10 protein-coding genes are annotated in these 13,074 nt (G+C 72.0%); 9 read left to right on the forward strand and 1 reads right to left on the reverse strand.

Annotated features, from left to right (window positions below; genetic code table 11):
• Positions 1-65: 65 nt before the first annotated feature.
• Positions 66-356, reverse strand: coding sequence for a co-chaperone GroES (gene groES / locus BJ969_RS25360; RefSeq protein ID WP_184483059.1), 291 nt, complete (start codon positions 354-356; stop codon positions 66-68).
• Between the two features lie 906 nt (positions 357-1,262).
• Between groES and BJ969_RS25365 the strand changes: the two genes are divergently transcribed.
• The 9 genes from BJ969_RS25365 (at position 1,263) to tsaD (ending at position 13,072) form a co-directional block, all read left to right on the forward strand.
• A complete protein-coding gene (locus BJ969_RS25365; RefSeq protein ID WP_184483062.1) occupies positions 1,263-2,825 on the forward strand; it encodes an alkaline phosphatase D family protein in 1,563 nt (520 codons plus the stop codon).
• An 82-nt stretch (positions 2,826-2,907) separates the two neighbouring features.
• Positions 2,908-3,486: a SanA/YdcF family protein gene (locus BJ969_RS25370; protein ID WP_184483064.1), complete on the forward strand. Its 579-nt coding sequence runs from the start codon at positions 2,908-2,910 to the stop codon at positions 3,484-3,486.
• A gap of 223 nt (positions 3,487-3,709) precedes the next feature.
• Positions 3,710-4,600: a beta-keto acid cleavage family enzyme gene (locus BJ969_RS25375; protein ID WP_184483066.1), complete on the forward strand. Its 891-nt coding sequence runs from the start codon at positions 3,710-3,712 to the stop codon at positions 4,598-4,600.
• Complete coding sequence (locus BJ969_RS25380) at positions 4,600-5,559, forward strand: 3-hydroxyacyl-CoA dehydrogenase NAD-binding domain-containing protein (RefSeq protein ID WP_184483068.1); 960 nt, start codon at positions 4,600-4,602, stop codon at positions 5,557-5,559. The genes BJ969_RS25375 and BJ969_RS25380 overlap by 1 nt, the downstream gene beginning before the upstream one ends.
• Positions 5,556-5,990, forward strand: a complete 435-nt coding sequence (locus BJ969_RS25385; protein WP_184483070.1) for a thioesterase family protein — start codon at positions 5,556-5,558, stop codon at positions 5,988-5,990. Before BJ969_RS25380 ends, BJ969_RS25385 begins: the two co-directional genes overlap by 4 nt.
• 557 nt (positions 5,991-6,547) lie before the next feature.
• On the forward strand, positions 6,548-10,339 hold the full coding sequence (locus tag BJ969_RS25390; protein ID WP_184483072.1) for a glycoside hydrolase family 2 TIM barrel-domain containing protein: 3,792 nt from the start codon (positions 6,548-6,550) through the stop codon (positions 10,337-10,339).
• Positions 10,340-10,761: 422 nt separating this feature from the next.
• On the forward strand, positions 10,762-11,529 hold the full coding sequence (tsaB, locus tag BJ969_RS25395; RefSeq protein WP_184483074.1) for a tRNA (adenosine(37)-N6)-threonylcarbamoyltransferase complex dimerization subunit type 1 TsaB: 768 nt from the start codon (positions 10,762-10,764) through the stop codon (positions 11,527-11,529).
• On the forward strand, positions 11,526-12,020 hold the full coding sequence (rimI, locus tag BJ969_RS25400; RefSeq protein ID WP_184483076.1) for a ribosomal protein S18-alanine N-acetyltransferase: 495 nt from the start codon (positions 11,526-11,528) through the stop codon (positions 12,018-12,020). Before tsaB ends, rimI begins: the two co-directional genes overlap by 4 nt.
• Positions 12,017-13,072: a tRNA (adenosine(37)-N6)-threonylcarbamoyltransferase complex transferase subunit TsaD gene (gene tsaD / locus BJ969_RS25405; RefSeq protein WP_184483078.1), complete on the forward strand. Its 1,056-nt coding sequence runs from the start codon at positions 12,017-12,019 to the stop codon at positions 13,070-13,072. The genes rimI and tsaD overlap by 4 nt, the downstream gene beginning before the upstream one ends.
• Positions 13,073-13,074: the final 2 nt, after the last annotated feature.

The following is a 13,074-nucleotide window of genomic DNA, read 5'->3' on the forward strand; positions in this document are numbered from 1 at the left end:
CACCGCCCCGGCGGTCCCGGAGGCGGGACCACCGGGGCGGTGGGGTGCGCATGGTGCGGAAGTCGTCAGTTGACGACGGCCAGCACGTCGCGGGCGGAGAGGATCAAGTACTCCTCGCCGTTGTACTTGACCTCGGTGCCGCCGTACTTGGAGTAGATGACGACGTCACCTTCCTGCACGTCCACGGGGACGCGGTTGCCCTTGTCGTCGACGCGACCCGGGCCGACGGCCAAGACCTTGCCCTCCTGGGGCTTTTCCTTGGCGGTGTCCGGGATCACGATGCCGGACGCAGTCGTCGTCTCGGCTTCGCTCGCCTGGACAACGATCTTGTCCTCAAGCGGCTTGATGCTCGCCACGGTGTGACCTCCACCTTCTGGGGCCTGCGTAAGCGTTGGCTCTGGTCTGGGTGACGGCTCCGTGGCTCCCCGTCGTCGCGGGTGCCGGGGCGCTGCGGCGCCGTGCTGATTGGCACTCTACCCAGCCGAGTGCCAAGGCTCAACCACCGGGCACCCGTTCAGCCGTCACTCGAAGGCGGACATCGGACGAGCGGGGCTTTCCCCGAGCTCCCCGGATCCTGCCGGAGCCGTCGCGATCTCCCGGAGCCGGCGTTCCGGGAACGCGCCCGATCGCGCCCCTCGCGCCCCTCGCGCACCGCTGCTCCGAAGGGGTGACGCCGGTGCCGCGAGACGGAAACGGCTCGCGCGGGGGCCTCCGGATCACCCGCGCGATCTTGCGCCCGGAGCGGCGCCGATCTTCGCCGGGAGAACCGGCCAGGTGAGCGGGCGGGAGCCCGCGCGAAGCGGGCCGGGCGGCGGCGCGGCGCGGTCGCCGCCGACCGGCCCTGATGCCGATCTTCGCAGGTAGATCGGCATGCGGGAAATGTCACCGGAACCCGATGGCGGTTCACACCATCGAGGCAATGTGGCTTAGGTTCTGCCGCATGGCTCCGACGAAGCCCACGAATCGCCCGTGGGAACGCCGCCCTCGCCCATCCCGTCCTCCCGGTCCGTCCGGGCCTCCCGGCCGGTCCGGCTGGCGCCCTCGCTGACCTTCCTCCCGTTCCGGTTCGCACCGGCCCCGGGAGACCTGCAGCGCGGGCGCGGTGATCAACAACCCGTCTTCGCCAGAAGTTAACCGGATGCCCACCGGGCGCGGATACCTTTCCACTCGTTCGAGTGAAGCCGAAAGCAGGACACAGCCCTGTTCGGCGTGCTCACGCACGCCTCGACGGCAGCCACCGACGTTCTGGGAGGACCGCCCGAATGCCCGACCCCACCACATCCCGATCCGTTTCCCGCCGGGCCGTGCTGCTCGGCGGCGCCGCCGCGGTGAGCACCGCCGCGCTGAGCGGAGCCGCCTCGGCCGGACCGCTGTCGCTGCCCGGCGCGGGCACCGGCAGGCTCGCCGACCCGTTCACGCTCGGCGTCGCCTCCGGTGATCCGCTGCCGGACGGCGTCGTGCTCTGGACCCGCCTCGCTCCTGACCCGACCGCCGACGACGGTGGCGGCGGCATGCCGGCCAAGGTCGTCCCCGTGCAGTGGGAGGTCGCCGAGGACGAGCGGTTCAGCCGCGTCGTCCGGCGCGGCGAAGCGCAGGCCGCGCCCGAGCTCGGGCACAGCGTGCACGTCGAACTCGACGGGCTCCGCCCCGGCGCCGAGTACTACTACCGGTTCCGCGCCGAGGGCGCCGTCTCGCGCACCGGGTTCACCCGCACCGCGCCCGCGCCGGGCTCGATGGACCCGCTGACCATGTGCTTCGCGTCCTGCGCGCACTTCGGCCAGGGCCACTTCACCGCCTACCGGCGGCTGGCCGAGGACCAGCCCGGCCTGGTCCTGCACCTCGGCGACTACCAGTACGAGTACGCCGCCGACGCCGACGACGTGCGGAAGGTGCTCGGGCCGGAGACCCGGACGCTGGCGAACTACCGGCAGCGGCACGCCCAGTACAAGACCGACGAGGACCTGCAGCTCGCGCACGCCGTGGCGCCGTGGATCGTCGTGTGGGACGACCACGAGACCGAGAACAACTGGGCCGACGAGACGCCGGAGAAGCCGGATTCCGGTTTCCTCGACCGGCGCAAGGCGGCCTTCCAGGCGTACTACGAGAACATGCCGCTGCGGTCCACGGCCAAGCCCGAGGGCATCGACATGCGGCTGTACCGGCGGTTGCAGTGGGGCGGCCTGGCCACGTTCCACATGCTCGACACCCGCCAGTACCGCGACGACCAGCCCTGCGGCGACGTCGGCAACGTGGACTGCGCGCAGCGGCTGGAGCCGGACCGCACGATCACCGGCGCCGAGCAGGAGCGCTGGCTGCTGGACGGGTTCGCGAACTCCGCGGCGCGCTGGGACGTGCTGGGCCAGCAGGTGTTCTTCTCGCGCCTGGACAACGACCTGACCGACGGCGTCGCGTTCAGCACCGACTCGTGGGCCGGTTACGTGGCGAACCGGGACCGGATCGCCGCCGGGCTCGGGCAGGTCCGCAACGGCGTGGTGCTCACCGGGGACGTGCACCGGCACTGGGCGGCGGAGGTGCAGGCCGAGCACGAGGACACCGGCTCGGCAGTGGTCGGCACCGAGCTCGTCACGACCTCGATCACCAGCGGTGGCGACGGGGACGACGACGCGAAGGACGCGGTGCTCGCGGAGAACCCGCACATCAAGTTCCACAAGAACCGCCGCGGCTACGTCCGCACCCGCTTCACCGCGGACGAGCTGCGCGCCGATTACCGGATCGTCCCGGAGGTGACGAAGCCCGGTGCGGAGGTGCGCACCGAACGCGGCTTCGTGGTGGCCGACGGCGAGCCGCGGCTGAAGCCGGCGTGAGCCTCGCGGGTGCCGCCCGGCGGCGGGCGGCACCCGTTCGGCCGCTGCACCGCGCGGGCCGGTGGCACGGCACACTTGCCTGATGCGTGGGCGATGGTGTGCGGCGGCGGGTCTGGGCGCGCTGGGCGCGCTGCCGTCGGTGTGGGTGCGGGTGCGCAGCTCGGGCCGGGTGCGGACGCTCGCCGACGTGCCCGCGACGGAGGCCGCGCTGGTCCTCGGCGCCGGGGTGCGGCGCGACGGGCTGCCGAGCCGGATCCTGCAGGGCAGGCTCGTCGTGGCCGTGGAGCTGTACCGGGCGGGCCGGGTGCGGTGGATCCTGGTCAGCGGCAGCCCGCGGTCGCGCGGGTACAGCGAACCGGTCGTGATGCGGGAATTCCTGGTGCGCAACGGGATTCCGGAGTCGGCGATCGAGCTGGACGAGTCCGGTGTGGACACCTGGGCGTCGTGCCGGAGCGCGGTCGCGGCGTTCGGCCTGCGGCGGGTCACGGTGGCGACGTCGAAGTTCCACCTGCGCCGGTCGATCGCGTTGTGCCGCCGGGCCGGGATCGACGCGTTCGGCGTGGGCCACGACGCGGCGGCGGACGGGCTGCGGCGGGTGTCGGCGCGCGGGGCGCGGCGCGAGTTCCTGGCCGTGACGAAGGCGTTCTGGTTCAGCCACTGATCGGCCGAGCATTGACCGAGGTTCGCAACGAACTGACTCGATGATCAGTTCCGAGCCCTGGACCACACCACTCCCCTCGCCTTCCTGTGCCTTCCGCTAGCGAGAACGCCACTTCCCCGCCGCGCCGTCGCACCCCGGACGGAGCATTGCGAATATCGCAACGCCCCTGCTAGCGTCGCCGCGCTACGGGCCGCCGCGAGCGGACCACGACAGGGGAGGGCGCATGAACGAGGAAGTGATCGTCACCGCCGCGCTGACCGGTGCCGGCGACACCGTCGGCCGCAGCGAGCACGTGCCGGTGACACCCGAGCAGATCGCGGAGTCCGCCGTGCAGGCCGCGAACGCGGGCGCCGCCGTGGTGCACATCCACGTGCGCGACGTCGAATCCGGCCAGGGCTCCCGCGAGGTCCCGCTGTACCGCGAGGTGGTGCGCCGCATCCGCGAATCCGGCGTGGACGTCGTGATCAACCTGACCGCGGGCATGGGCGGCGACCTGGTGATCGACCCGGACGATCCGCTCAAGCCGGTGGACGGCACCGACCTGGTCAACGGGCTCGACCGGTTGCCGCACGTGGAGGAGCTGCTGCCGGACATCTGCACGATGGACTGCGGCTCGCTCAACTTCGGCGAAGGCAGCCAGCTCTACATCAGCACCCCCGACATGCTGCGCGCCGGCGCGAAGCGCATCCAGGAGCTCGGCGTGAAGCCGGAGCTGGAGATCTTCGACACCGGCCAGCTGTGGTTCGCCACCAAGATGATCGAAGAGGGCCTGATCGACGCGCCGCCGCTGTTCCAGCTGTGCATGGGTATCCCGTACGGCGCCCCGGCCGACCCGGGCGTGCTGCAGGCGATGGTGAAGATGCTGCCGGAAGGCGCGAACTGGGCCAGCTTCAGCATCGGCCGCAACCAGTTGCCGTGGGTCGCGCAGTCGGCGCTGCTCGGCGGCGAGGTCCGCGTCGGGCTGGAGGACAACCTCTACCTGAGCAAGGGAGTGAAGGCGACGAACGCGCAGCTCGTGGAGCGCGCGGTGACGATCGTCGAAGGCATGGGCGCGCGGATCGCGACCCCGGACCAGGCTCGGGCGAAGCTCGGGTTGAAGCGGAGGAACGCCTGATGGGGGCTCCGGTGGAACCGGAATCGGTGCGCCACGTCGCGTGCGTCGGCGCGGGCGTGATCGGCGGCGGCTGGGTGGCGCACTTCCTGGCCCGCGGCTACCGGGTGACCGCGTGGGATCCCGCGCCGGACGCCGAGCAGAAGCTGCGGCGGCTGGTCGACGCGGCGTGGCCCGCGCTGACCGAGCTGGGTCTGGCGCCCGGCGCCTCCCGCGACGCGCTCACCGTCACGTCCACTTTGGACGAAGCGGTGGCGGGCGCGGAGTTCGTGCAGGAGAGCGCGCCGGAAGACCTGGAGCTCAAGCAGGACCTGCTGGCGCGGATCGACGCGGCGACCCCGGCGGGCGTCGTGGTGTCCTCGTCGACCTCCGGCTACGGCATGACGGAGATGCAGCAGCGCTGCGCCACTCCGGAGCGGCTGGTCGTGGGGCACCCGTTCAACCCGCCCTACCTCATCCCGCTGGTGGAGGTCGTCGGCGGCGAGCGGACCGCGCCGGAAGCGGTGCGGTGGGCGTCGCGGTTCTTCGAAGTGGCGGGCAAATCCGTCATCACGATGGACCGGGAGGTGCCCGGCTTCATCGCGAACCGGCTGCAGGAGGCGCTGTGGCGCGAAGCGCTGCACATGGTCGCCGAAGGCGAGGCGACCGTGGAGCAGATCGACGCCTCCATCACCGAGGGGCCCGGCCTGCGGTGGCCGTTCCTCGGACCGTGCCTGACCTTCCACCTCGCCGGCGGTGAAGGCGGGATGGCGCACATGCTGGACCACTTCGGGCCGTCGCTGAAGTCGCCGTGGACGCGGCTGGAGGCGCCGGAGCTCACCGCGGAACTGCGGGACCGGATGGTCGAGGGCTGCGAGGAGACCGCCGACGGCCGCAGCATCGCGGACCTGGTCGCCGACCGGGACCGGGCCGTGATCGCCGTGCTGCGCGCGGTGCGCGAGGTCCGAGGGGGCGGCGCGTGAGCGGTGAGTTCCGGCAGCGGGTCCGGCCCGAGTGGATCGACTACAACGGGCACCTCAGCGAGGCGTACTACGTGCTGGTGTTCGGGTTCGCCACCGACGCGGTGATGGACCGGCTCGGCTTGGACGCGGAGTACCGCACCTCGACGGGCCGCTCGCTCTACACCGTCGAGGCGCACGTCCGGTACCTGCGGGAGGTCGGGCCGGACTCGGAGCTGATCGTCACCTCCCGCGTCGTCGGCGGCGGGTCGAAGAAGCTCGTGCTGTGCCACGAGATGGCGGTCGGCGGAGAGGTCGTCTCGACCGAGGAGCTGCTGGCGCTGCACGTCGATTCGGCGGCGAGCAGGGCCGTCCCGTTCCCGGACGAGGTGGCCCGGCGGATCGCCGACGCCACCGAACCGGCTCCGCCCTACGCGGGCCGCGCCATCGGCTGAGCCGGGCGCTGATTTTTCGAAGTGAACGGATCGTTCGACCAATCCCGTTGGACGAACGGTCCGTTCACTCGCTCCCCTCCCCGGCTCGATTCGCCCACGGAGCACGGCGTTCGGGAGGGCTTTCGCCGGGTGAACGGACCGTTCGTCCAAGCGGATTGGACGAACAGGCCGTTCACTCACTCCTGAGATCCCGGCGCCGTCGCCGTCCGGAGCTCTTTCCGGAGTGAACGGACCGTTCGACCAATCCCGTTGGACGAACGGTCCGTTGACTCGGTTCGCCGCCCGGGTTCGGGTGTGCGGGCATGAGGGCGTTCGGGGTGCGGGGGTTTGGGGTGAACGGACCGGTCGCCCGATCCGGTTGGGCGAACGGGCCGTTCACCTCGCTTCGCGAGGGCGCGCACGGGCCTGTGCGCTGGGCCGTTCGGCGGAGCTGGGCTGTTCGGGCGGAGATCACGAACGGCCGTTGACCGGTTTGCCCGGGACGGCCAGGATCACCCGGCGAAGGCTCGGCCTTCCACAACAGAACACTCGCAGCATCGGGCACCAACGGAGGGCTCATGCGGTCCGCGCGCCACCCCCAGCTCATCCCGGCAGGAAAGTCCGCCCGCGTCCGGGCGTTGACGTCGCTGGCCGTGCTGCTCGTCGCGGCGGGGCTGCTGAGCCCGCCCGCGCAGGCCGCGCCGGTGGACGGCCCGAGCGATCCGGCGGCCGTCGAGTCCTACTTGGACGATCCGGAGCGCACCGGGGAGAACCAGGAGCGGCCGCACGCGCTGCTGCGCCCCTACGCCGACGCGGAGCAGGCGTTGCGCGCCGCCCGCGACGACTTGGACGCGGCGGCCGACGAGCCGACGCCGTGGACGTTGCCGTTGAACGGCCCGTGGCACTTCGGCTACGCCGACCACCACCGGGACCTGCCCGCCGGGTGGCAGCACGGCCGCGCGGACTGGCCGGAGACCGAGGTGCCGGGCGTGTGGCAGCAGCAGGGCCACGACCGCCCGATCTACCGGAACGTGCCGTCGGAGGTCGCGCCCTACGACCCGCCGAACGTGCCGGACGACGTGAACCCGACCGGCGCCTACGTGCGCGAGTTCGAGGTGCCCGACGACTGGGACGGCCGACGGCAGCTGCTGCGCTTCGAAGGCGCCACGAGCGGCTGGTTCGTGTGGGTCAACGGCCGCTACGTGGGTTACGACCAGGGCGGCTACACCCCGGCGGAGTTCGACGTGACCGATCATCTCGCGCCGGGCCGCAACACGATCGCCGTGCAGGTGCACCGCTGGGGTTCGGGCAGCTACCTGGAGAACATGGACTTCTGGCACCTGTCCGGGATCTTCCGCGACGCGCACCTCTACAGCGTGCCGCGCACGCACTTGGAGGACGTCACGATCCGCACGGAGCTCGACGACGCCTACACCGACGCGACGGTGCGGCTGGGCGTGGACGTGCGCAACGACGCGGGCACGGTCGGCGCGCACGAGGTGCGGGTCGCGCTGCACGACCCGGAGGGCCGCGTGGTGGACCGGTTCGCGCAGGGCGTGGACGTCACCGGTCCGGGCGCCTCGGTGGAGCTGGACCGCCGCGTCCGCGCGCCCCGGTTGTGGAGCGACGAGACGCCGGAGGTCTACACGGCGGTGGTGCAGCTCGCCGACGCGCAGGGCCGGGTCGTGCACACCACGCAGCAGCCCGTCGGGTTCCGCGAGGTGGAGGTGCGCGACGAGCAGTTGCTGCTCAACGGGAAACCGGTGGACCTGCGCGGCGTGAACCGGCACGAGCACGATCCGGAGACGGGCCGCACCGTGAGCCGCGACCGGCAGCGCGAGGACGTCGCGCTGATGCGGCAGCACAACGTCAACGCGGTGCGCACGTCGCACTACCCGAACGATCCGTACTGGTACCGGCTGGCCGACGCGAACGGCCTGCTGCTGGCCGACGAGGTCGACGTCGAGACGCACTACCGCGAGGACTGCACGGCGACCGGCGATCAGGACTGCCTCGCCGACCGGCCGGAGTGGCAGGCGGCGTTCGCGGACCGGTTCGAGGCGCTGCTGGAGCGGGACAAGAACCACCCGAGCGTGATCATGTGGGACACCGGCAACGAGGCGGGGCTGGGCGCCGCGCACTACGCGATGGCCGAGCACGCGCACGCCACCGATCCGACGCGGCCGTTGTACCACCAGTCGAACTCCCCCGACGGCGACGCGCCGTTCGCCGACGTGTGGGGGCCGCGCTACCCGTCGCCGAAGCACCTGCGCGAGATCGCGGAGCGGACGACGAAGCCGGTCGTGATGGGCGAGTGGCTGCACGCGATGGGCAACAGCCTCGGGCACTACGAGGACATGTGGCGCACCATCCGCGAGGACCCGTCGTTGCAGGGCGGTTTCGTGTGGGACTGGGTGGACCAGGGCTTGGTGCGGCCGCTGCGGATCGCGCCGGACTCCTCCGGCAACGACGTCCCGGTGCACTACGGCGGCGATCCGAAGCCGGTGCCGGGCGTGTCCGGGCAGGCGGTCGAGCTGTCCGGGCTGGACGACTGGGCGGAGGCCTACCGCGATCCGGCGCTGGAGATCACCGGCAAGGCCGTCACCTTGGACGTCCAGGTGAAACCGCTGTCCTGGCAGGGATCGGGCACGTACCTGTCCAAGGGCGACAAGCAGTGGGCGTTGCAGATGCCGGACGCCGGGCACGTCGAGTTCTTCGTCTACGGCGAGGATTCGTGGCACACGGCCCGCGTCGAGGTGCCGGACGACTGGTGGGGGAAGTGGCACCGGCTCACCGGCGTCTACGACGGGTCGCAGGTGCGGCTGCTGATCGACGGCGAGGAGGTCGCGGCGCAGCCGTACTCCGGCGAGATCGCGTCGAACACGATGTACACCGTGTCGGTGGGCCGCAACCAGGAGAAGCACGCGGATTCGTTCGCGGGCCGCACCGCGCACGCCGTGGTGGACTCGGCGCGGATCTACGACCGGGCGCTCAGCGATGCGGAGCTCGCGGCCGATCCGGCGCGGGAGGCGGCGCTGGCGCTGAACTTCGACGAGGAGCGGCAGCAGGGCACCTTCCACGACTACGGCTCGTCGAACTTCCTCGCCAACGGGCTGATCAACGCGGATCGCACGCCGCAGCCGGAGCTGGCGCAGCTGGCCTACAGCCACGCCCCGGTTCGGTTCGAGGACGCGGGGGCACCGGGCCGGTTCACCGTGCGCAACTTGAACCACACGCTGTCCACCGCGGCCTACGACCTCAGCTGGCGGCTGGTGGAGGCGGGCGAGGAACTCGCGAGCGGCACCCTCGACGTCGAGGTCCCGGCGGGCGGGGCGGAGCAGGTGCGGCTGGACCTGCCGCAGGCGGGGAAGACGGAGCGGTTCCTGGAGTTGCGGGCGCGGCAACGCGCCGACGCCCCGAGCCTGCCCGCGGGTCACGTGGTGTCGGCCGAGCAGCTGCCCGCGGGCGGCACCGACCCGGCGCCCGCACCCGTCGAGGGTTCGACGCCCGGCCGGGTCTCCGTGGACGGCGCCACCGTGTCCGGGCCTGATTTCCGCTACGAGTTCGACGAGCGGACGGGTGCGCTGAGCTCGATGGACTCCGGTGGCGTGCAGCGCTTGGTCGCCGGGCCGGAGCTGGACGTGTTCCGGGCGCCGACGGGCAACGAGTGGAGCGACTGGAGCGGCATCGAACCGGAGGCGAAGTTCCGCGCGGCCGGGCTGGACCGCCTGGTCACGCAGGTCCTCGGCTTCGACGCCACCGCGCTGCCGGACGGCCGGGCGCGGATCACCATCGACACCCGTTCGGCCGCGCCGGACGTGCCCGGTGAGGGGTTCGGCAGCCGCTGGACCTACACCGTGGACGGGTCCGGGGCGGTCGCCCTGGACCACACGGTGGAGGCGTTCGGGCCGCTCACGAGGGCCTTGCCGTGGCTGCCGAGGGCCGGGTTCGCGCTGCGGCTGCCGGAGTCGTTCACCGACTTCGACTGGTACGGGCGCGGTCCCGGCGAGTCCTACCCGGACCGGTTCCACTCGCAGCCCGTGGGGCGCTGGTCGTCGACGGTGGACGAGCAGTGGTTCGACTTCCTGCCGCCGCAGGACAACGGCGTGAAGATCGGCACGGCGTGGGCGCTGCTGTCCGGCCCCGACGGCGGGCTCCAGGTGTCCGGCGAGGACTTGGCGGTCGCGGCGGAACGGCACTCCAACACCGAACGCACCGACTTCGCCCACCAACTGCGCCAGGACCCCTTCGTGACCTTGCACGTAGGCGCGGTCACCGGCCTCGGCGACACCCCCGTCCCGGTCCAGGACCAGTACCGAGTCCGAGCCGACGTCCCGCACACGACGTCCGTCGTCCTACGGCCCAGCTGATCGGGGAGTCGCGCGGTCGGGCGTGTGGAGCGGCTTTCAAGCCTTCCCCGGTTCGGGCATGTGGTTGTAGTGGCGCGGTGGAAGGTCGTCTCTACTGAGTGCTTCCACGGCTCGTTCTGCTCGGGTGTCCGGGTAGCGGAACCTCAGTGGCTTCCTCGCTGCGGGATCTTTTTTCCAAGTGGCTCCGCCACGAGGAAAAAAGCTGTCCTCGCGAGGAAGCCACTGAGAACCCGCCGGTGGTCGGCTTTGGACGTGGGCTATTCGCTGCGCGAATACAGGCACGGCCTTCGGCCGCAAGGCAGACTTCGCTTCGCTCGTCCACTGCACGGCTTCGCCGCTAGGCACGGCCTTCGGCCGCGAGGTTCTCGTGGAGCAGCACCCCGGAAACCCTGGTGACCAGCGTTGACGTAGTCTTTTTCGCTGTGCTCGTCATTGCGTTGGACACTTCTACGCCTGCGGTGACCGCTGGACTGGTCGCCTTGGACGGCGGCGGGCCCCGGCCTCTCGCGCAACGCGTGACGGTGAACGCGCGGGCGCACGGCGAACTGCTCACGCCGCACTTGATGGCGGCCGTCGCGGAGGCCGGTCACCGGCTCGCCGATGCGGACGCGATCGTGGTGGGCTCGGGGCCGGGGCCGTTCACCGGGCTGCGCGCGGGCATGGTCACCGCTGCCGCGCTCGGGCAGGCCTTGGACGTGCCGGTGCACCCGGTGTGCAGCCTCGATGCCATCGCCGCCGCCGTCCCGGACGGCGCGGCGGGTCAGGGCGTCGTCGCCGACATCGGTGAGCCCGGCGCCGCGGTGTCGGGGGCTTCGGCCGGCGGTTTGCGGCTGCTCGTCGCGACGGACGCGCGGCGCAAGGAGGTCTACTGGGCCGCTTACGGCGCCGATCGCGAGCGGCTCACGGGCCCGCACGTGCACCGGCCGGCGGACGTGCCCGCTGAGATCGACGGGCTGGACTTGGACTTCGCGGTCGGTGAGATGGCGGCGCCGCACCGCGAGGTCTTCGGGCTCGACGTGCTCGGCACCGAGTACCCGACTCCCACGGGCCTGGTCGCCGCGGCGCGCCACGACCTGCAGAGCGGCGCGGAGCCGACGCCGCCGGTCCCGATGTACCTGCGGCGCCCGGACGCCACCGCGCCGGGCCCGCGCAAGCAGGTCAGCCCGGATGATCGGCGGGGAACGGCATGAGCGCGCCGTTCGTGGCGAAGCTGCGCCGCAGCGATTTGAAGCGGTGCGCCGAGCTGGAGCAGGTCCTGTTCCCCGGTGACGACCCGTGGTCGCTGGAGTCGTTCGTGGCCGAGATCGATCGCGGGCACTACTACCTGGGTGCTTACGACGCCGACGAGAACTTGATCGGCTACGCGGGCCTGTCCTTGGCGGGCAAGCCGCCGGAGGTGGACGCCGAGGTGCACACGATGGCCGTCGACCCGGCGCAGCAGGGCCGGGGCGTCGGCGCGGCGCTGCTGCGCAGGCTGCTGGCCCGTGCCGATGAGCACCGCGCCACCACGTTCCTCGAGGTGCGCACCGACAACGACCCGGCGATCGCGCTGTACCGCAAGCACGGGTTCGAGATCGTCGGCCTGCGCAAGCGCTACTACCAGCCTTCGGGCGCGGACGCGCACACGATGCGCAGGCCCGCGGCCGATTCCCCCACCGCGGAGGGAGGTGGTCCGTCGTGACCACCGACCGGATCGTGCTCGGCATCGAGAGCTCTTGCGACGAGACGGGTGTCGGCTTGGTGCGGCTCGGCGCGGACGGCTCGGTCGAGCTGCTCGCCGATGCCGTCGCTTCCAGCGTCGACGAGCACGCCCGCTTCGGCGGGGTGGTTCCGGAGATCGCGAGCCGAGCGCACTTGACGGCGATGACGCCGACGATGCGGCGCGCACTCGACGAATCCGGACTCGAACTGTCCGATGTGGACGCCATCGCGGTGACCGCGGGGCCGGGCCTGGCGGGGGCGCTGATGGTCGGCGTCGCGGCGGCGAAGGCCTATTCGGTGGCGCTGGACGTGCCGCTGTACGGGGTGAACCACCTCGGCGGGCACGTCGCCGTGGACACCTTGCAGCACGGGGCGCTGCCGTCGCGGTGCCTGGCGCTGCTGGTCTCCGGCGGGCACAGCCAGCTGCTGCTGGTGGAAGGCGTCGCGGAGCGGATCACGCAGGTCGGGTCCACGATCGACGACGCCGCCGGGGAGGCCTACGACAAGGTCGCCCGCATTCTCGACCTGCCCTATCCGGGTGGTCCGCCGATCGACAAACTGGCGCAGCAGGGCGATCCGAAGGCGATCGCGTTCCCGCGCGGGCTCACCGGCCCGCGCGATTCGCGGCACGACTTCTCGTTCTCCGGTTTGAAGACGGCGGTGGCCCGCTGGGTGGAGACCGAGCAGCGGGCGGGCCGGGAGGTCCCCGTCGCCGACGTGTGCGCCTCGTTCCAGGAGGCCGTCGCCGACGTGCTCACCGCGAAGGCCGTGCGCGCCGCGCAGGACCTCGGGGTGGACACGCTGGTCATCTCCGGTGGTGTGGCGGCGAATTCGCGGTTGTCGGCGCTGGCCGCCGAGCGCTGCGCGGCGGCGGGCATCACGCTGCGGGTGCCGAAGCCCCGGCTGTGCACGGACAACGGCGCCATGATCGCCGCGCTCGGCGCGCACGTCGTCGCCTCGGGTGCGAAGCCGTCGCCGTTGGACCTCGCCGCCGCGCCCGACCTTCCCGTGGACACCATCGTCGTGAACTGACG

Source organism: Saccharopolyspora gloriosae (assembly GCF_014203325.1).
Taxonomy (GTDB): Bacteria; Actinomycetota; Actinomycetes; order Mycobacteriales; family Pseudonocardiaceae; genus Saccharopolyspora_C; species Saccharopolyspora_C gloriosae.